The following is an 18,673-nucleotide window of genomic DNA, read 5'->3' as shown; positions in this document are numbered from 1 at the left end:
ACTCTCCTTAAAAAATTCATATATTTTTATAATTATGAATTTCTCTGGTTATGTGGAAATTCCTTCACAAATATAAGAAATTGTAGAACTGTTCATTAAGCTATTTGTTTTATGTCGCTTAAAAACAGAAGGAGTGAATGTAGTGGAATTTATGACAAGAGCTTTATTATCTATTTTCACACAAATGCAGTAAATGAAGAAATTATGGATTTTCCAAAGTTCAGTAAGTTGATGAAGCTCGATGTATATAACGTTGTGCAAATCTTATCTTATATAAAGTGTTAATCCAATATCCACGTAAATTTCGATATAAAAAAAGACCTTATTCAGGTCGAGTTGATTTATTCAAAAACTCTCTAATTTCATCTGGAGATAAACCTAACTCTAATGCATACAAGATCAGTTCTGCCCATTCTTTGTCTAAGCGATTTTCGTCGACTAAGGAACTTAACATATGTAACATCCAAAAAGTTTTGGCAGCACAGCCGATTTAGCATAAAACCTTATACCTGTATCTTTGCGTTCCAATCTTTCAAAAGGTTTGCCTTTATCTAATCAAATGGTAAATATATAGTTAAATAGTACTATATATTTTTCAGGTAACAAACAAATATAATTTGACAAATTTTCTCACATATCAACATTTTTTGTCGAAAGTTAGATGTTTGATAGTGAAATCTTCACGTATACAGCGAACTCAACCAGTCTTCTTTAACTAACTAGGCAGGTTAGTTAAAGAAGAATAATTCATCGAATATATAATGATAATATATTTGATATTGTTGCTTTAAAAAAAACGAGGTGTTCCTCTTGGTGAAGCTATTTATAGTGACAGTTATATTAGTTCTTTTAGTTGCCCTAAAAATGCCCAGAAAAAGGACTAGGCACGAGTTACTAGCTACAATACAGTTTGCATTGTTAATGAATTTTGTAACTGATTTGTATCTTGATTTAAAGTACAAACTTTACTGGTATTTTGATAAAGAACAAATAGAGTGGTCGTACCTAGCTGTAGCCCTAGGTGAGGTTGCTGTATTAGTTATTTTTTTTAATTATTTTCCCCTGAAATCAAATGCCATAAAGAAATTTATATATATCTTGGGATGGACATGCATTCTTGTACTACTTGAGTTGTATGCAGTTTATATTAGAGTTTTACATTATGGTGAATGGAATATAATCTATTCGGCGGTGGTTTACTTTATTTCAATGTACATCCTTTATTTCGTATTAGACTACACGGCGGATAGAAGAGAAACTCAGTAATAAAGTCGCAATTTTTTCTTGAACTAAACCAGCTAATAGTTTGTCAACATTTTTCAATAAAACCGATTAATAACATCATGATATACTAAAATTGCTTACGCCAAATAACCTTCCTCTATACTGAAATTGGAAGGTTTTGTTGTATTTGGTTAGACATAGTTATTAAGCTGTATCTTGGAAAGTAGTTCTGCTTTTTAGTAATGCGTAAATCCAATGTAAGAGCTTATTAACACATGCAATAACTGCTACTCTGAAGGGTTTTCCTTCTGCACGTTTCTTATCGTAAAACTCTCTTAATCTTTTATTACGTGCAATTATCTCATCAGTCGTTTTCTTTTTACGAGAATCACGAATACCACTCTGAACAGCCATATAAAGTGAATGGCGGAGCCTACAAGAACCTCGTTTGGTAATTTGATTAATTGATGCGGTAAACTTTCCAGAAGAGTAAACGCTAGGATCAACTCCAGCGAATGCAACTAGCTTTTTGGCATCATTAAACCGTTCTATCTCACCAATTTCGGAAATAATCGTGGTTAGATCAGGTATTTCCTGAGTATAGAGGGGTATTTGGGAGTTTGTATTCGAAAGTATCATTGCTTACCCTACTAGCATTCCCAACTTCTGAGGCAGTTTTTTATTATTAAACTATAGGGGCAGGTTAGTTAAAGAAGGAAATTTTAAGTAACTGAAGGAAAGAGATGATTTATGCTCGAACTATTATATTAGGAATTACAGACGACAGTAATTTGATATAAAACAAATAAACTGGGGGAACAACAATGAAAATTGATCCAAACAAGTTTGAGTTTGGCGTCGAAAAAGAATATGCAATAGTTTATAAAGAAGGTGACTTCATTAGTTATTTATTAGCATCACAACAGATTGTAAATAAAATAAAGTATATGTCGGATATTAATGAAAATTTGGAGAAAAAAGTGGATAATTTGTTTAGCAAAGGCTGGGAGATACATCCTGAATATTCCAATGCCTTAATAGAAATCGCATCTCCTCCTTACACCTTAGACAGTTTTGAGGAAATAATAGAAGGTTTTCAAGTTTTTGAGGAAATTGTACGTTATTTATTAATTGACTTCAAAGATAAAAACCCAATTCTAAAAGGAGAGATTTTATTAACAGATAAGTTTAGTTCTTCGACAGATACTTTCATTAACTTTAAAAAAGAAAAAGTCACTGATATTAAACAAATAATACTTACGAATGAAGTTGTTACTTTTCTAGGAAGTAAAAATCTAATTCCCAGCTCCTTTAAAAAAACTAATGATCTAAATTTACTTTATGCGGGGTTTATTTCTACTCATATTACGCTACATCCTAAATATTGTTCGAGATGGGACATTAAACAAGAGGCAGAATACTTTTGGAGCTTATTAAATCTTCTGTTTTTATCTGATTATGATATAGATGACTGTACCTTTTATCATAAAGGTAAAGATGAAATCCAATGTACAACAACACCTCGTAGCGAACTAATATTATGGGCGGATAGAACAAGTATTTTTTATGAAAAAAGAATTAAAGAAATAATGGAAGGTGATGTTCAAGAAAAAGTTGACAAGTATAATCATTTTTTAAATGAACAACACAAAGGAAACCGAACTTATTTAGCAAAAATAAAACATATTGAAGAATGGGTATTATTTGAAATCAGAAGATTTCATAGTGGAATATCAATGAACCATATTAAAGAATTTTTATTAAATGCGAGTAAGATTGCAATGTACCCATAAAACCAGACACCAAGAACCCATATTGGAAAAGCTTGTGGGGGCCAACTGGTATCTGCATATGTTTTAGTTTATGAAGTTTTCATTTTAACACCAGATAACAGAATATTTGAAGTTGAGATTCTTGCAAAATCAGGAAGAATTATAAAGAAATGATTTTGATTAATACTACCAATACTTAGAGTATTGGGCGATGTTAAACAAGTCATCACCTTTTTTTGGTTGATTAACAAAGAAGATTGTGAAGTATTACACTTAAACTAAAGAGTGCTTGAGTTGAATACCAGAAGTTGTAGCGGCATTCCTTTTCTTATTCGACTAACGGAGCAGGTTTATCCAAGAAGGGTTAACGCACTTTTGTTGGAAGTTTTATATTGAGGGATTGGAGGAATTTAAATGAATAAGGAAGGATTTAAATTAGAGATAAAAGCAGCAGAAGAGTCACAGTTAGATCTACTTGTGTCCCAGTTTTCTCCCGATAATCCAATGTGGCAATACAACCGATATGATGTTCAAAAGAGGGGGGAGGGACTATATCTAATCGCTTGGAATGATAAAATTCCTATTGGTCATTTCTTACTACGTTGGAGTGGTCCTCAAGATACTTTTGTTACGGAAAAAATTGATATTACATATAGAGCTTTTTTAGAAGCAGGGCTAACAAAAGATAAATATCGAAGAATGGGAGTAGCAACAGCTATAGTTCAAGAAGCAGAAAGACTCTCAAAAGAAAAAAGATGCACTCACATAGGTTTAGAAGTAGGTATAGAGAATTCTGAAGCTAAAAGACTTTATGAAAAATTAGGGTATAAAGATTTGGGGTTTGGAGAATTTCCAATTAGCTGGGAATATATTGATAGCAATGGAAATAAAGGGACTGAAACGGAAATAGTAATTTTTATGCAAAAAATCCTTAAGACAGTTATTTAATAAGATATTGTCTAAAGCAGTATCACAAAAGCGTTTTCATAAGATGTTGATAAAGATAATTCGAACGTTGTATTGATAAACTCTATCTGTTCTTAAATAATACTTCATTTTAATTTAATTTTCCTTAAATAAGTGCGATTCTTCAAGGTGAAGGTCGCATTTATTTTTTATAAACGAGTTTGTGAAAAATTACACTTAAACTAAACCAGCTAATAGTTGTCAATTAGATTATGTACCTTTTCAATTGGTGGATTTGGTCTTTTATAAAAATCTACGATGTATTGGTACATTAGTTCAGTCAATTGGTTTTTATCTTTAGGTTCAACGGTACGAACTATTAGTGACATAGCTTTTCTCCTCTTTTAATTAAATATTTCCCTATGTATAAATTTACAACAAAATGTAATTTTATACAATTTATTTTATACAACTTTTTATTCTCTTGTTTAGCTAAGAGGTGCAATTGTTGAAAATGATATTGGGTTGCTGCGGCAACCTTTTTAACGTTCTTCAACTAAAGTTGCAGGTTAGTTGAACAAGAAATGATATAATATGGTATTAATTTGTATAATGGGAGTAGCTGTTCAAGGAGGTACAAAATGAATCAAATACACAAAAAGTCTGGTACTGTAATCATTGTAATACACGAAATTTATGGAATTAACCAACGTATGAAGAGTTTTTGTGAATTATTATCAAAACAAAGTTTTGATGTCATTTGCCCAAATTTAATAGAACGAGAGACACCTTTCGATTATTTTCAAGAGGAAGTTGCTTATCGTAATTTTATGGAAAACGTTGGATTCGCTTACGCTATGCATAAAATAAAAGATATATTATCCGATGTTAAAGATGAATACGAAAAAATATTTATCATTGGATTTAGTGTAGGGGCAACTGTTGCTTGGTTGTGTAGTGACGAAGAATGTGTCGATGGAGTAGTTGGATACTATGGTTCACGTATTAGGAATTATTTGAAATTAACACCACAATGTCCTACAATGCTATTCTTTCCGCAAGAAGAAAAATCATTTAATGTGGACGAGTTAATTTCAACTTTAGAAAATATCGAAATACATAAATTTAACGGGAAACACGGATTCAGTGACCCTTACTCTCCACAATATAATGAAAAATCAGCACAAAAAGCATTTAGTGAAATGGTGAATTTTTTAATGAAACATTAATTAAACGTACAGAGTTGTTATTAAGCTAACGGGTGCTTTCCTTAAAGATTTGGCTGCTAATAATGCAGCCTTTTTCTTATTCGACTAACTAGCAGTTTAGTAGAAGAAATAAGCTTAAGAAATGCAATAACCTCCTACTTGTTAATTTGGTAGGAGGTTATTAAAGTTATTGATTCTAAATTAATTTCGGTAACATAGCCCCAGGTAATATAGAAAAACTTTACCATTAAATTAATTTTAGTGTATACATTTATTATTGCTCATTCGTTGTATAAGTATAGGGAGGATCAAAGATGAAAAAAGAAAATGTGCTCGCCTCCTATCTTATCAAATTAGGAGAGGAAGTGTTCGATTTATTACTGGCGAGAGGATCCAAAAAAGAGGAAGCAGAAGATATAATTCAAGACACCTTTTACAAAGTCTATACACTGTTGGATGACCTAACAGAGAGCAATATACGTCCTTGGTTTTTTAGAGTATCACTCAATCAATATATTGACTTAAAACGAAAAAAGGAGCAGCAAAACATTTACTTAACTGAGGAAATTTATTCAAAGCTCCAACACATAGATTGCGAATTTGACAAGATTTTAAATAAGGACGAGATTTTCTATTTATTAAAAGACATCAAAAAAGAATACAAAGAAATTTTCTTTTTAAAGTATTACTATGATTTTTCATACGAGGAAATTGCTCTTATTTTGGACATTCGAGTAGGCAGTGTCAAGCAAAAATTATATCGTTCACGTAAATTTATCCACTCAAAAGTAGGAGGAAAACAATAATGGACAATTCGTTAAATGGTGCGTTAAAAAAGGCTAAACGAAAACAACTACTAAAAATCATTATTACTTCAATTATTGTCGTATTAATTCTATTACCAATCCTTTATAAAACAGGCAATTACTTTGCAGCGAAAAGTTCAACAAGACTTCACGAAAAGCTTTTTTTACATAATGCCATTGCCGAACCTAATATTCAAATCGACTCTCAAGTTACAAGTAGTTCATCAATGTTTGGCGGCAATATTATCACGAATCGGTCCAAAAATATTAATGGCTATTTAGTTCAATGGAGCACGCTTACTAGTTCGTATGATTGGATTCGTAACAATATAGATCACAATGAATTAATACCGGGCATTCATTGGTCTGATACAGAACTTTATGAGTATGACAAACAAACAAAGAATAAAGTTGCAACATTTTATCATCCATCTATTCAAAAAAACTATGATGGTGTACAAAACGAACTAGGGGAAATTTCACAAATGGAGAATCACGTTGCGGAAGTTGCCATTTCTTTCGATCAACCTTATACCTTTCAAGAAATACAAGCAAAAATACCCGATAATTTAAACATCGTATGGTTGCATATGACATCACCAATTGTCGATGAAAGTAACGGACCTTCTGGTATGCCGGTTTATGGATTTGATCCATCTGATTCACCGAAAGAGGCGTATAATAGTTTTATTGATGCACTAGAACAATATGATGCTAATGGTGATAACGAAACAATCCAGGAATTTTTAACTTCAAATAAAAATAAACCATTTGATAAAGTGAAGATTATAGGAGTAATGCTCACTGGTCAAACAGAAAATTTCAAAGCCTTAGAAAATCAAGATATAATTCGTGGTGCTTCAGTCGGTGCCACTGCACAAATTGTCCCCTATATTAAACCTGAAAAATAATAAGCAAGAGACCCGATTACTAGCTGGTCTGTTTCTCTTATTGAACTATAGGGTGCATATATACAGTATGATTTTTGACCGTATTCATAGTTAATAAGTAAACAAAAATAGCCTATCTCCTATCTTTGTTTACTTATTATCTTCAGTAAGTAATTATAGTTTTTAACGTTAATAAAGATAGGGCTTTACTTGGAGGGGTGGGTATGATAGGCTCGCATGCCTGATGAAACAACGGCTTCAGCCTTTCAAGACCAATCATGCCCACAGAGGCTCCAAGTCAAGCCCTTAAACGCTTATCTACGGTTACATGTAAACAATGATAAAAGGTGTACCATATCAATGTTTTGAAACGAATACTGTATATATGGGGCAGTTTGTTGAAGAAGGATATTTTCTGTTTTAAGCGAATTAGAATTTCAAACAAACCTAACACGAATACAGGTATTGAAAATAACAGGAATATAGGAGGTATGAGATATGAAGATCAATAGAATAGATCATGTGAGTATAAACGTAAATGATCTTTCAGAGGCTAAAGCGTTTTTTCTTGATTTAGGACTTGAAGTGCAAGCGGAATGGGAATTGGAAGGAGAACAGTTGGAAAGAATAGTTGGGCTTAATGATGTTAAAACGGCATGTGTAGGAATGGGGATGCCAGATGGTCAGACATGGATAGAGCTAGTCAAATTTTATACGCCGTCAGATGAAAAAGATATTCAGCAACCTTTTGCAAATACGCTGGGTATCCGACATATTTGCTTTGCTGTTGAAGATATTGAAGCTATTGTTGCAAAATTGAAAAAGAAAGGCACGGAAATCTTTAGTGAGATACAGCAATATGAAGAAAGTTATAAGTTATGCTACATTCGTGGTCCAGAGGGAATTATTTTAGAGTTGGCGGAGAAAATCAGATAAATATTGAATGGGACTTTAAATGATTTAGACCTCCAACTTTAAAGATTTCTTCTTAAACTATCAGGTGCTTGAGCTGAAGAACCAGCTGCCATTCTTGGTAGCTTTTTTCTTATTAAATGAACGGGTGCTATAGTTGAATAAAGGGTTGTAGCTGCAACTCATTTTTTTTGAACTAACGGAGCAGGTACGTGGAAACAAGAGAGATTCTCTTTAATGCGTATTTAAAGAAAAATGTGACATAGGTATGTATTAAAAAAGAAAGAGCAGAACACTCTTTCAGTTGGTAGTTAATTGGGCTTATCAAGCTTATCAGATATATTTTTTAGTATACGATTCTTTTCCTGTTGTATTTTTAGAAATTTTAATAGAAACCATATTATGAATACAACGGGAGCTATGTAAAACAAAAAAGTTATAATCGGAAAAAGAGCAAAAATTGCATCACCAGTCATTTACAAACCTCCTCTCAGTTTGATTATTATAACATACGAAAAACATGTTTATTATTTTATAAAATCTAATATATAGGTAGTACGCAGTACACCGAAATTGTTGAACTAACAGCCTTGTTTAACGGGGTAGAAGAGTTGATTAAAAAGTGAAGCTTATAAGGATTGGTGGTAACAATTTAAGGAGTGACTTATTATGTACAAACTTTTGAAATTATTTGTAGGAATGCTTTTTATCTTTGCACTGACAGGGTGTTTTGGCGAGGATTACGATGTTGGTGTTCCAACTGCTCTTTTACAATTAGAAATTGGTTTGCAAGATCAACAAACGCAATTAACAGAAGCAAATATTAGTTGGAGTTCAACGAGTGGAGATGTAGAAAAAACAATAGATAATATCGAAGAATTTGGATTATCACAAGATAAAATTAAGGTTTCTCAAAACCAAGATGCTTCTTTGGAATTTAAAGAGAATGAAGAAAATGGTGGAGATATTTGGACAGACCCCACAGTAACAGCTACTTTATGGAAAAATGGAGAACAAATCGACATCGAATTGAATGATAATAGAGAATTTCAATTCCCAACAAACGAAGGGACTTATGTATTAGAAGTTAAATTTATTGATTCAGCTAACAGTGCTCAATATGTAGGGAATATTGTTATCGACAAATCAAGCGGGCAAACAAAAATAACTGATGGTAAGCTTCCAGAGTTCACACTTATGGAAATTCCTTCGATTAAAAAGGTTAATTCAGTTGGGGCAGATGGTGTGGTATTTGATAATAGTTATTCCGAAGTATGTTGGAATAATTGTAGTGACAATAGCGCATATAATTACCCAGACATTCACTCTGGGGATGTTGAGATAGGCGATGATATACTAATTGATTGGCATAAAATGAAACCACATCCTACTAAAATAAACCTACTTCAAATAAACACGGATAATTATGAAGTGATAAAAAAGGTAAATATAGACATTACTAATACTCCTTTAGAAATTGAAGTTGATGAAGAGAATATTGATGCACAGTATGCTTTAGAGTTTTTATGGAAAGAAGGAAATAAAATTAATGGAAGAACTATGTTGAATTTTAGATTAGAATAATTGTTTGAAAAGTTAATTTAGATGGACTTCTTGAACTAAAGTGCGCGACGTTTTAGGAAAGGCATTTTTTCTTATTTAACTAGTAGTACAATTTATAAATTAAATAGTTTTAAGTTTTATAAAGCATTTCTCTGTAATGAGGAATGCTTTTTTATCTTTTTTAATAATGAAAAACTTAGTTATGTAACAATAATAATACAACAAAAAACAATAATGTTTTATTGTATATCACTTTTACATAAAGTCATCGATATAAAATCAGAAAATGAATTAATAGTCTGAGGTGGATAACATGGCTATTATAATCAATATTGATGTGATGCTGGCTAAAAGAAAATGGGCGTAACAGTACTTTCATATATTAATAAGTCTAAAAAGCAAGGGAAGGTAGAATATGAAAAAGAGTAACGAAGTAATTTTACAAACAACATATCCATTAAGTGGGACATTAACAATCTCTAACGAATCCAATCCTACCTTTCCAGCAATTTTTCAACAGTTACGCTTGCTTTAATTAAATACTGATCTTCAAACAACAAGTAATCCAATTTAGTCATAATATTGGATTGTTCTAATAGTAGCTCCGGTCCAGCTTGATAAAATTATTTTAAAATTAGATTTAGCACGTAAGCATGAAATAACGAATAAGCGGGTATTGTAAGTTAAGGTAAAGCTGGTCGTGCTGATTTTACTTTTTATCTCGGAACTATTTTCGGACCACAAGATTTACCTCATAATAATGTTCAGTTAATGCTGGAACAAGGTGTTGTTATTACTACATAAAAGAGAGGAAGATTCTAATGAGTAATCGTTTTGAGGGAAAAGTCATTTTAATTACTGGTGCTGGGTCTGGTTTGGGACAAGCTTCTGCAATACAAGTTGCAAAAGAGGGGGCAAAACTTTCATTAGTTGATTTAAATAATCAAGCTTTAGAGGAGACAAAAAAGCTCATATTAGAAGTAGCAGCAGAAGCAGAGGTGCTTTTACTTACTGCAGATGTCTCTAATGAAGAAGAAGTAAAAACGTATGTAAGTAAAACAATAGAAAAGTACAGTAAGATAGATGGATTCTTTAATAATGCTGGAATCGAAGGAAAGCAGAACCTTACTGAAGATTATGGCATAGACGAATTTCGAAAAGTAGTAGGAGTCAATTTAAATGGAGTTTTCTTTGGGATGAAATATGTGCTTGAAGTAATGAAAAAACAAGGATCTGGAAAGATTGTGAATACTGCTTCAGTTGGAGGTATTAGGGGTGTAGGTAATCAGTCAGGCTATGCAGCAAGTAAGCATGGTGTAGTGGGATTAACAAGAAACTCTGGCATTGAATATGGTCAATTTGGTATAAGTATCAATGCCATTGCACCAGGGGCAATTATGACACCAATGGTCGAAGGTTCATTAAAACAAATCGACCCAGAAAATTGGGAAGAGGTAGGAAAACAATTTGTTCAGCCAAACCCAATGAAGCGGTTTGGAAAGCCAGAAGAAGTTGGTTATTTAGTGGCTTTCTTATTATCTAATGAAGCAAACTTTATAAATTCAGCCGTCATTCCAATTGATGGTGGTCAATCTTATAAATATTAGTTTAAAAAACATTTAATTTCATAGACATTACTTCATTAAAATTTGAAGGATTTACGAACAAACGATGCGTTTCTACAATAAGTAGAGACGCTTTTTTTATTTAGTAGATCATGTTTGGTTATTTTAGATTAAGTGTTAAGTGTCATATATATATTTTTCCATATTGGGGATATTATTCTTGATGCATTTAATTAGGAGGTTCTTTCAATGGAAGAAAAGACAAAAATTCGTTTAACAGCTGCGGAAATGTCTACTTTATGGTCTCAGTATATAAACGACACTTTAGCTGTTTGTGTCGGAAAACATTTTTTAGAAAAAGTAGAAGATGAGGAAGTACGGCCCAGCATTGAAAAAACTTTAAAGATCGCAAACACGAATCTTTCTACTATGCAGAACATCTTTAAAAAAGAGGGATTCCCTATACCTATTGGTTTTACGGACCAAGACGTAAATCTGCAAGCACCAAGACTTTTTTCAGATACATTTGTCTTAATGTATTTTCGTCAAATGTCTATTCTTGCAATGGCAGCTAATAGTGCCGCGTTGGGGATGGTAACACGTTTAGATGTGGTTACTTTTCATAAACGTGTATTAACTGATGCGGTTATGATGCAAGATTTAACTCGTGAATTGATGTTAAAACAAGGTACTTATATTAAACCTCCATATATATCCGTTCCAGATAAAGTAGATTTTGTAAAGAAACAACACTTTTTAGCAGGATTTACGGGAAGTAGAAGGGCACTTACTTCGGTTGAAATCAGTCATTTGTTCTTAAATATACAAACAAATGCGATTGGTAAAGCTCTTATCACAGCGTTTGCACAAACAGTTCAAGATGAGGAAGTGAAACAATATTTAGTAAGAGGAAAACAAATTGCACAAAAGCATATAGATATCTTTAGTAACTACATGAAAAAAGAGGACTTACCAGCACCAATGAGTTGGGATTCATCTATAACAGATTCAACTACCAGTGTTTTCTCTGACAAACTAATCATGTTTCACGTATCAGCAATGATTGCAGCTGGAATTGGGAATTACGGTGCAGCGATGGCTGCAAGTCCTAGAAGAGACATAGGATTGAAATATGCTTCATTAATTCCAGAAATTTCACTTTATGCTGAAGATGGAGCTAATATTATGATTAAACACGGTTGGCTGGAGGAACCTCCACAAGCAGACGACCGTGACCAATTAATAAAGAATTAAGTATTCTTATTTTATATTTTATTAACAATTTCATTAAGATAGGCTTTTTTTCATACTATATTTTGGAGGTGATAAAATGCCAAGAGTAAATTACAAAAGCTCAGACGTTGATTTAATGGCAAGGATGATGAGAGCAGAAGCCGAAGGCGAAGGAAAACAGGGGATGTTATATGTTGGAAATGTTATTGTTAATCGTCTTAAAGCAAATTGTTTAGACTTTAAAAATTTAAGAACAATTTCACATGTCATTTTTCAAGTACAAGGAGGAAATTTTTCTTTTGAAGCTGTTCAAAAAGGGAATGTATTTTATCAAAGAGCGAGATCAGTTGAAAAAAGATTAGCAAAAAAGAATTTGGATTATTGGAGACAACACCCAGGGAAATATGCTCTTTGGTATTTTAATCCATATGCGCCATGTCCTCCAACATGGTATGGTCAACCTTTTGCTGGCCAATATAAAAATCATTGTTATTATGAACCAAAAGGTGGAACATGTGATAGTGTTTATAGCGGTTAAGCTTACTCATTGAGTAAGCTTTTTACTTATAGAAAATGTAATGGACTTAAACTAAAGTGCAAGATCGTTGAAGGAGGAAAATGATTATTGAAGTTGAAAATATAAGATTAATCATAAACAGGAGGTCGTCACATGGAAACAATTCGTATTATGTTTGAACATTTAAACTGGGCTAATTGTCGAATTCTTAAAACCTTACAAACTACTGATGGCGAGAACCAAAAACAAGCTATTAGATTATTTTCACATATCCTTTTTGCAGAACATGTATGGTTTACTAGAATAAATAGAATAAATAGTACAAAATTACCAATTTGGGCGGATGTAGATTTAGAGGCTTGTGTAGATTTAGTTGAACAGAATAATAAAAACTTTAAAGAATTTCTTACGACAAAATCAGATATGAAACTAGATCAATTTGTTTTATACAAAAATAGTACAGGCAAAGAGTTCAGCAATTCTTTAAGAGACATACTAACTCATGTTGCACTACATGGTCAATATCATCGAGGACAAATTAATTTGTTACTTAGGGTAGATGGGATGGAACCAATTAATACAGACTTTATTACATTTAGGAGATAGAATATTTGTGATAATTCGGAAATGAGCTTGGGTTAAATTTTTCCCAAGCTCATTTATATAAGGTTTATTGGAGATTATTTAGAGCTAACATTCATCCACTATTTGAACGACTTGTATCATAATTTTGGTTACGTATTGTTCCTTATGTTTCTTTACAACTGTATCATAAACATACTCTTCAAAAACATACTCTCCTAAGGATAAATTTAAACGTTCCATCTCTGAGAAAAGTCGCTTATACGTGTTATGTATGGTTTTCTCATCCCCAATATGATATCCAATGAGAAAATCACCCGCAATCGATTGAAAATACGGATATCCTTCCTTAGGATTTGATTGCTCAATATAAAAATGGCTATAATTAGTGAATTCTCCCTTTAAAATTTGCTCTCGTTTCGTAATAACACCTATTGGAAAACCAGTATCAAGATGTGATACATACAATTCATCAATAAAATCTGAGAAGACCTCTACAAATTCTTCATCAGACATATTTTCAATATTTCTACTTAAATAAAGTGTTGCTTCCGGTAAATGTTCATACGTAATTTGATGAAAATCAAGATGTGACGCTTCTTCCATTAATTTTAGTTTTGTTTCGATCATTTTTTCCTTGGTTTCAATCTCCTGACGCATCTTCACAATCTCTTCTTTTTGTTGATACATTAGAGACAAAAAACGCTCAGGCGATTTATTTTGCATGTATTGTTTTATATCGGTAAGAGACATCCCCAAATCCTTTAATAAATCAATAACAATGAATAGATCAAACTGGCGAATTGTATAATATCGATATCCTTTTTCACTTTTAAGTACTGGAGACAATAGTCCAATTTGATCGTAATAAAAAAGTGTCTGTTTGTTTACTTTGCACAGTTTAGCAAATTCACCTGTCGTTAAATATTGACCTCTCTTATTATTCATTTTTTTACAACACCACCCTTGACTATATAGTTACTATATACACTAAGATGTAAATTGTAAACAAATGTTAACCATATAAGTGTTAGTCAGTTAAGGAGAATGAAAAACATGAAGAATCATAAAGTCACATTAGGATTATTATTAATGAATTTATTCATAGCATTTTTGGGAATTGGTCTTGTCATTCCAGTCTTACCAACTCTGATGAATGAATTAGGTATTACTGGAACAACTGTTGGTTATTTAACAGCTGCGTTTGCATTTGCCCAATTGATTGTTTCACCATTTGCAGGGAAAGCAGTAGATAAATTTGGTAGAAAAATTATGATTGTTATTGGTTTATTTATTTTCGGCATCTCAGAATTTTTATTCGGGATAAGCAAAGAAATCGAAATGTTATTTATTTCTCGTATTTTAGGAGGAATTAGTGCTGCGTTCATTATGCCTGCTGTTACGGCCTTTATTGCTGATATTACAAATCTTAATACTCGCCCTAAAGCACTCGGTTATATGTCAGCAGCAATCAGTACAGGATTTATTATTGGTCCAGGTATCGGTGGATTTTTAGCGGAATTTGGAACACGAATACCATTCCTCTTTGCAGGAGCACTCGGTACAATTGCGGCTATTCTTTCAATTATTTTATTATCTGAGCCAAATCGTACAGAAGGAACGATTGAACAAATCCCAGATGATAAAAATGGCTTCAAACGTATGATTGCACCAAAATATTTCCTTGCGTTTATTTTAATTTTTATTGCTTCATTTGGTTTAGCTGCTTTTGAATCGTTCTTTAGTCTATTTGCAGACCACAAATTTCAATTTAAACCTTCCGATATTGCCATTGTGATCACAGGGGGGGCAATTTTCGGTGCCTTTTCACAAGTCATATTATTTGAGAAGCTTACACGAATTTGGGGTGAAATTAAACTAATTCGATACAGCTTAGTATTATCAGCATTCCTTGTCTTTTTAATGACAGTTGTTCATTCATATTTCTCAATTTTACTTGTAACATTTCTTGTATTTGTAGGATTCGATTTATTCCGACCGGCAGTTACTTCTTACCTTTCAAATATCGCTGGGGAAGAACAAGGTTTCGTTGGTGGAATGAACTCAATGTTTACTAGTTTAGCGAACATTAGTGGACCGATTCTAGGGGGGATATTGTTTGATATAGATATTGACTACCCTTACTACCTTGCGACTGTGATACTAGCTTTTGGAATAGGGATAACATTGTTCTGGAAGAAACCAGTTAATCAATCTTCTAACGAAGTGAAGGCTAGTGTAGCTAATTAATCAAACTTAACTTAACTACGACTAATCCGTAAGGGAATTAATTCATTTATTTGAATATATTGTGATAAAAACCAGTATTTATAGTTGAATACTGGTTTTTGATGTTTAGCCCCATTTTTTTACGAATAATGTAAAATAAATCATATTAACATAATATTAAACGTCCTTTGCACTTGGCTGAATCTCATTTGTCATCAGTCGCTTTTTATTTGTGGTTGTTAATTTAGTAAAGATAATAAAAAATAAGGTTAATTCTCCTATTATAACAATATTTGGGACTACTACAATTAAGTTAATGATAAAAAAGACTACTAAAATTCCTAAGAATAACCCTAAATGATATATTTTCAATCGGTGGTGCTCGTGTCTATATTGATGAAAAACAAAGGTAGTTGAAAGGAAATAGAGCATTACAGAACCAAAAGCAAAATAAAGGATAAATGAGTAATGGACCTCATGTAAGTACAGTAGTCTGATGGATGCTGCAATCATGCTCAAAGACATTAAAATAAAAAGATGGCCGTAAATAATGGTTTGGCCAGCAGTTTGAACCGATTTGTCCACTTTCTTATCCACATTATCGAAATACTGCCACCACATCGATATAATGAGGATAAATGAAATGACCGAAAAACCTATTGAGTTCCAATTTCCTTGATTAGGTTGAATGACCGCAAGCGTGCTGATAAGTGCTTCTCCAAAGAGAATAATAGAAAATAGACCAAATCGCTCTAATAAATGCGCTGTATTTGTGGGTACCTTTACTAAATATTTTCGTCCTAATATTGGAATAATAATATCGATAATGATCCCAGCATATAACACAGCATATCGAATCCAAGAATCAAAAAAGACGGAGAATAATGAAATAATGATTCCTATCCAAAAATACCTTCCAAAAAAGAGTGCTGCTTTTTTTCGAGTTCCTTTTTCTATACGCTGGACAATAAGATATTGGATCGCAGTCACTGCTCTTAAGCCAATATAGCCAATTAAAAAAGAAAGATAATAAGGATCAAAATCAACCGATAAGCTTGATGTCATAATGAGCACAAAAAACATTTGCAGGATCAAAAATATTCGTTGATGAAATAAATCTTGTCCAAACCTGTTAACAAACATGGTTTGCCCTACCCAAGCCCACCAGATAGGAATAAAAATTAAGACAAACTTTATTAAATACTCTACATGGATATACCCATCTTCAACATGAAGTAAAACATGAGTTGCTGCCGCAACAGCCGCCACAAATAACAAATCATAAAAGAGCTCTAACCATGTAACTTTCTTTTCTTCCATTCCTGCACTCCCTCCAAATCCCTTATTGTCTATAGTATGCTAAAAATATCTAGAAATTGGAAGTGAAAATAAAAATGACATAAGCTATAAAAAAAATTGACTGGTTTCTAGACTGCAGTGTAATTAGGTATAACGTCACTTCTTAAAATTGGTATATTATGGTACCATCAAGTTGATTTCAAACGAGGAGGAGTTGTATGACCAAAACCATCGGTCTTATTTGTGGTAGTTTACGAAAAGATTCTTATAATCGAATCATTGCTAAATCGTTGACAGATTTGAATGATTCCCATCATTTTCACTTTATCGAAATTAATGATCTTCCTTTGTACAACGAAGACATAGAAATAAGTGGCATTCCAGAAACAGTGACATCCTTTAAATCAGCTGTTCAGGACGTAGACGGTATCATTATCGTAAGTCCAGAGTACAATTCCGGAATTCCAGGCGTATTAAAAAATGCATTGGACTGGGCATCAAGACCTCGGGATTCCTCTGTTCTTAGCAGAAAACCGGTGGGCCTTATTGGAGCAACTCCTGGGGGATTAGGTACTGCTTTTGCTCAAATGCAAATCAGACAAATACTAGAAGCCATGCAGGTTCATGTTCTTCCATTTCAAAAAGTGCTGATTTCCCAAGTAGATAAAAAGATAGATTCAGATCAGAAAGTGCTTACGGACGAACAAACAAAACGTTATCTTCAGCAATATTTACACCAATTTATTCATTGGATCGATCACACACCAACTCTAGATTAAGTTAAGTAGACCAAGTTTTATCAATTATTTAATATAAATATTATTGACACACAATTAATTTATAGAAAACGAATACCACCATTCAGTTCAGTTAAATTGGAAAAAAACGAAGGTATTTATACATTTTCCAATCTATTAATCTTCTTCGATTACTTTAATTATAGGAGGACAATAAAATGTCTGATTTTTATTCCCGTCTTAACAAAGATGATGCTGTCGTTCTTTTAGTTGATCATCAAACCGGCCTTATTTCCGGCCTTGTGCGTGACTATGGTGTAGATGAATTCAAAAACAATGTTTTGGCGCTTGCTAAAACCGCTAAGTTTTTTGATTTACCGGTTATTTTAACAACTAGCTTTGAAAACGGGCCTAACGGACCACTAATGCAAGAATTGGTTGAACTCTTTCCTGACGCGCCCAAAATAGATCGGCCAGGACAAATTAACGCATGGGATAATGAAGATTTTGTCAAAGTAATCGAAGAAACTGGAAAAAAACAACTTATCATTGCAGGAGTAGTTACGGATGTCTGTGTTGCTTTCCCGGCACTTTCCGCTGTGAACGCTGGTTATGAGGTATTTGTTGCCACTGATGCTTCTGGAACATTTAGCAAACAAGTAGCAGATGCGGCATTAACGCGTATGGCCCATAGTGGGGTGCAACTTATGAACTGGTTTAGCATTGCTTGCGAATTGCAACGTGATTGGCGCAACGATGTCGAAGGTTTTGGTGCTTTACTTTCTAGCCAACTTCCTGGTTATCAAAATCTTATCGGAAGTTATACTGGCGCTCAGAGAGACCTCAGCAAGCAGACTAACTAGATTAGAAGTTTAATTAACGATGAAAGAACTCACTTGTTTCTTTATTCAAGGAGCTTCTGTCATATTCAAGAAAAGGACGCGTTTAGTTAGGAACGCGTCTTTTTTTAGTAGATTGAACTATTTCCTTATTTCAATAAAAAATCCTCTAATTTATCGTGCTTTTATCATATTTCTCCTTTTCCAGGGAATTCTTTAATCGTAAAAACAGGTAATTATTTCATGTAAAAGGATAAAAAGTAGTTGATAAATCGGAATTGTTACGATAATATATAAAACGTAATTATTACGAGTTGGAGGTCATTTAAAAATGATTAATAGAATAATGAATAAAACAGATAGTAGGTGCCTTTCTCCATACATAAAGCAA

At 32.8% G+C, this 18,673-nt stretch carries 19 protein-coding genes, 2 pseudogenes and 1 riboswitch; of the genes and pseudogenes, 15 read left to right on the top strand and 6 right to left on the bottom strand.

Annotated elements, in window-relative coordinates; translation table 11 throughout:
• Nucleotides 1-322: 322 nt before the first annotated feature.
• Complete coding sequence (locus HUW50_RS21880) at nucleotides 323-454, bottom strand: anti-repressor SinI family protein (protein ID WP_157094454.1); 132 nt, start codon at nucleotides 452-454, stop codon at nucleotides 323-325.
• An 18-nt stretch (nucleotides 455-472) separates the two neighbouring features.
• A riboswitch (cyclic di-GMP riboswitch) is annotated at nucleotides 473-556 on the bottom strand.
• 257 nt (nucleotides 557-813) lie between these two features.
• Here HUW50_RS21880 and HUW50_RS21875 point away from each other — a divergent pair.
• Complete coding sequence (locus HUW50_RS21875) at nucleotides 814-1,266, top strand: CBO0543 family protein (RefSeq protein WP_066336197.1); 453 nt, start codon at nucleotides 814-816, stop codon at nucleotides 1,264-1,266.
• 162 nt (nucleotides 1,267-1,428) lie between these two features.
• On the opposite strand, the pseudogene HUW50_RS21870 reads toward HUW50_RS21875, so the two are convergent.
• Nucleotides 1,429-1,803 (bottom strand): annotated as a pseudogene (locus tag HUW50_RS21870) (transposase); the annotation flags it as partial.
• 245 nt (nucleotides 1,804-2,048) lie between these two features.
• Between HUW50_RS21870 and HUW50_RS21865 the strand changes: the two are divergent.
• Nucleotides 2,049-3,017 carry a hypothetical protein gene (locus HUW50_RS21865; RefSeq protein WP_185653250.1) on the top strand — a complete coding sequence of 323 codons (969 nt, stop codon included), beginning with the start codon at nucleotides 2,049-2,051 and terminating at the stop codon, nucleotides 3,015-3,017.
• A 393-nt stretch (nucleotides 3,018-3,410) separates the two neighbouring features.
• Nucleotides 3,411-3,944, top strand: coding sequence for a GNAT family N-acetyltransferase (locus HUW50_RS21860; RefSeq protein WP_066336193.1), 534 nt, complete (start codon nucleotides 3,411-3,413; stop codon nucleotides 3,942-3,944).
• Nucleotides 3,945-4,162: 218 nt separating this feature from the next.
• Here the strand turns inward: HUW50_RS21860 and HUW50_RS21855 are convergent.
• Nucleotides 4,163-4,291 (bottom strand): annotated as a pseudogene (locus HUW50_RS21855) (GNAT family N-acetyltransferase); the annotation flags it as partial.
• 252 nt (nucleotides 4,292-4,543) lie between these two features.
• Between HUW50_RS21855 and HUW50_RS21850 the strand changes: the two are divergent.
• The 4 genes from HUW50_RS21850 to HUW50_RS21835 all read left to right on the top strand — a co-directional run bounded on the left by HUW50_RS21850 (nucleotide 4,544) and on the right by HUW50_RS21835 (nucleotide 7,742).
• Nucleotides 4,544-5,131: a dienelactone hydrolase family protein gene (locus HUW50_RS21850; protein WP_066336189.1), complete on the top strand. Its 588-nt coding sequence runs from the start codon at nucleotides 4,544-4,546 to the stop codon at nucleotides 5,129-5,131.
• A gap of 293 nt (nucleotides 5,132-5,424) precedes the next feature.
• Nucleotides 5,425-5,916, top strand: coding sequence for an RNA polymerase sigma factor (locus HUW50_RS21845; RefSeq protein ID WP_185653249.1), 492 nt, complete (start codon nucleotides 5,425-5,427; stop codon nucleotides 5,914-5,916).
• A complete protein-coding gene (locus tag HUW50_RS21840) occupies nucleotides 5,916-6,827 on the top strand; it encodes a sigma factor regulator N-terminal domain-containing protein (RefSeq protein WP_066336178.1) in 912 nt (303 codons plus the stop codon). The genes HUW50_RS21845 and HUW50_RS21840 overlap by 1 nt, the downstream gene beginning before the upstream one ends.
• A 477-nt stretch (nucleotides 6,828-7,304) precedes the next feature.
• Nucleotides 7,305-7,742 (top strand): VOC family protein, encoded by a 438-nt coding sequence (locus HUW50_RS21835; protein WP_066341145.1) that lies wholly within the window; start codon nucleotides 7,305-7,307, stop codon nucleotides 7,740-7,742.
• Nucleotides 7,743-8,029: 287 nt separating this feature from the next.
• On the opposite strand, the gene HUW50_RS21830 is transcribed toward HUW50_RS21835, so the two are convergent.
• Nucleotides 8,030-8,194 carry a hypothetical protein gene (locus tag HUW50_RS21830; RefSeq protein WP_185653248.1) on the bottom strand — a complete coding sequence of 55 codons (165 nt, stop codon included), beginning with the start codon at nucleotides 8,192-8,194 and terminating at the stop codon, nucleotides 8,030-8,032.
• Between the two features lie 193 nt (nucleotides 8,195-8,387).
• Between HUW50_RS21830 and HUW50_RS21825 the strand changes: the two genes are divergently transcribed.
• The 5 genes from HUW50_RS21825 (at nucleotide 8,388) to HUW50_RS21805 (ending at nucleotide 13,202) form a co-directional block, all read left to right on the top strand.
• Complete coding sequence (locus HUW50_RS21825; RefSeq protein ID WP_066341139.1) at nucleotides 8,388-9,302, top strand: hypothetical protein; 915 nt, start codon at nucleotides 8,388-8,390, stop codon at nucleotides 9,300-9,302.
• 800 nt (nucleotides 9,303-10,102) lie between these two features.
• The gene (locus HUW50_RS21820; RefSeq protein ID WP_066341134.1) at nucleotides 10,103-10,888 is read left to right on the top strand and encodes an SDR family oxidoreductase; all 786 of its coding nucleotides are present in this window, start codon (nucleotides 10,103-10,105) and stop codon (nucleotides 10,886-10,888) included.
• Nucleotides 10,889-11,095: 207 nt separating this feature from the next.
• Entirely contained in the window at nucleotides 11,096-12,100 is a 1,005-nt protein-coding gene (locus HUW50_RS21815) for a DUF3231 family protein (protein WP_066341126.1), read from the top strand.
• A gap of 76 nt (nucleotides 12,101-12,176) precedes the next feature.
• Nucleotides 12,177-12,617: a cell wall hydrolase gene (locus HUW50_RS21810; protein WP_066341124.1), complete on the top strand. Its 441-nt coding sequence runs from the start codon at nucleotides 12,177-12,179 to the stop codon at nucleotides 12,615-12,617.
• A gap of 132 nt (nucleotides 12,618-12,749) precedes the next feature.
• Nucleotides 12,750-13,202, top strand: coding sequence for a DinB family protein (locus HUW50_RS21805; RefSeq protein ID WP_066341118.1), 453 nt, complete (start codon nucleotides 12,750-12,752; stop codon nucleotides 13,200-13,202).
• Between the two features lie 84 nt (nucleotides 13,203-13,286).
• Here the strand turns inward: HUW50_RS21805 and HUW50_RS21800 are convergent, their stop codons facing one another.
• Entirely contained in the window at nucleotides 13,287-14,126 is an 840-nt protein-coding gene (locus HUW50_RS21800) for a MerR family transcriptional regulator (RefSeq protein WP_185653247.1), read from the bottom strand.
• Nucleotides 14,127-14,234: 108 nt separating this feature from the next.
• On the opposite strand from HUW50_RS21800, the gene norA reads away from it, so the two are divergent.
• Nucleotides 14,235-15,428, top strand: coding sequence for a multidrug efflux MFS transporter NorA (norA, locus tag HUW50_RS21795; protein ID WP_066341104.1), 1,194 nt, complete (start codon nucleotides 14,235-14,237; stop codon nucleotides 15,426-15,428).
• A gap of 156 nt (nucleotides 15,429-15,584) precedes the next feature.
• Here norA and HUW50_RS21790 read toward each other — a convergent pair whose 3' ends face one another.
• Entirely contained in the window at nucleotides 15,585-16,727 is a 1,143-nt protein-coding gene (locus tag HUW50_RS21790) for a low temperature requirement protein A (RefSeq protein WP_185653246.1), read from the bottom strand.
• A gap of 197 nt (nucleotides 16,728-16,924) precedes the next feature.
• Between HUW50_RS21790 and HUW50_RS21785 the strand changes: the two genes are divergently transcribed.
• Nucleotides 16,925-17,485: an NADPH-dependent FMN reductase gene (locus HUW50_RS21785; protein WP_066341097.1), complete on the top strand. Its 561-nt coding sequence runs from the start codon at nucleotides 16,925-16,927 to the stop codon at nucleotides 17,483-17,485.
• Nucleotides 17,486-17,661: 176 nt separating this feature from the next.
• Nucleotides 17,662-18,306 carry an isochorismate family cysteine hydrolase YcaC gene (gene ycaC / locus HUW50_RS21780; protein ID WP_066341094.1) on the top strand — a complete coding sequence of 215 codons (645 nt, stop codon included), beginning with the start codon at nucleotides 17,662-17,664 and terminating at the stop codon, nucleotides 18,304-18,306.
• Nucleotides 18,307-18,673: the final 367 nt, after the last annotated feature.

The organism is Metabacillus sp. KUDC1714 (assembly GCF_014217835.1).
Taxonomy (GTDB): domain Bacteria; phylum Bacillota; class Bacilli; order Bacillales; family Bacillaceae; genus Metabacillus; species Metabacillus rhizosphaerae.
Note: the sequence above shows the minus strand (reverse complement) of the source record. Positions and strands in the feature narration are given on the sequence as shown.

What these genes read in the sequence shown, in the direction of transcription:
- HUW50_RS21840 (WP_066336178.1), top strand. Translation starts at nt 5,916, where the DNA reads ATGGACAATTCGTTAAATGGTGCGTTAAAAAAGGCTAAACGAAAACAA.
- HUW50_RS21850 (WP_066336189.1), top strand. Translation starts at nt 4,544, where the DNA reads ATGAATCAAATACACAAAAAGTCTGGTACTGTAATCATTGTAATACAC.
- HUW50_RS21785 (WP_066341097.1), top strand. Translation starts at nt 16,925, where the DNA reads ATGACCAAAACCATCGGTCTTATTTGTGGTAGTTTACGAAAAGATTCT.
- HUW50_RS21805 (WP_066341118.1), top strand. Translation starts at nt 12,750, where the DNA reads ATGGAAACAATTCGTATTATGTTTGAACATTTAAACTGGGCTAATTGT.
- HUW50_RS21860 (WP_066336193.1), top strand. Translation starts at nt 3,411, where the DNA reads ATGAATAAGGAAGGATTTAAATTAGAGATAAAAGCAGCAGAAGAGTCA.
- HUW50_RS21815 (WP_066341126.1), top strand. Translation starts at nt 11,096, where the DNA reads ATGGAAGAAAAGACAAAAATTCGTTTAACAGCTGCGGAAATGTCTACT.
- HUW50_RS21835 (WP_066341145.1), top strand. Translation starts at nt 7,305, where the DNA reads ATGAAGATCAATAGAATAGATCATGTGAGTATAAACGTAAATGATCTT.
- norA (WP_066341104.1), top strand. Translation starts at nt 14,235, where the DNA reads ATGAAGAATCATAAAGTCACATTAGGATTATTATTAATGAATTTATTC.
- HUW50_RS21825 (WP_066341139.1), top strand. Translation starts at nt 8,388, where the DNA reads ATGTACAAACTTTTGAAATTATTTGTAGGAATGCTTTTTATCTTTGCA.
- ycaC (WP_066341094.1), top strand. Translation starts at nt 17,662, where the DNA reads ATGTCTGATTTTTATTCCCGTCTTAACAAAGATGATGCTGTCGTTCTT.
- HUW50_RS21820 (WP_066341134.1), top strand. Translation starts at nt 10,103, where the DNA reads ATGAGTAATCGTTTTGAGGGAAAAGTCATTTTAATTACTGGTGCTGGG.
- HUW50_RS21880 (WP_157094454.1), bottom strand. Translation starts at nt 454, where the DNA reads ATGTTAAGTTCCTTAGTCGACGAAAATCGCTTAGACAAAGAATGGGCA.
- HUW50_RS21810 (WP_066341124.1), top strand. Translation starts at nt 12,177, where the DNA reads ATGCCAAGAGTAAATTACAAAAGCTCAGACGTTGATTTAATGGCAAGG.
- HUW50_RS21790 (WP_185653246.1), bottom strand. Translation starts at nt 16,727, where the DNA reads ATGGAAGAAAAGAAAGTTACATGGTTAGAGCTCTTTTATGATTTGTTA.
- HUW50_RS21800 (WP_185653247.1), bottom strand. Translation starts at nt 14,126, where the DNA reads ATGAATAATAAGAGAGGTCAATATTTAACGACAGGTGAATTTGCTAAA.
- HUW50_RS21830 (WP_185653248.1), bottom strand. Translation starts at nt 8,194, where the DNA reads ATGACTGGTGATGCAATTTTTGCTCTTTTTCCGATTATAACTTTTTTG.
- HUW50_RS21865 (WP_185653250.1), top strand. Translation starts at nt 2,049, where the DNA reads ATGAAAATTGATCCAAACAAGTTTGAGTTTGGCGTCGAAAAAGAATAT.
- HUW50_RS21845 (WP_185653249.1), top strand. Translation starts at nt 5,425, where the DNA reads ATGAAAAAAGAAAATGTGCTCGCCTCCTATCTTATCAAATTAGGAGAG.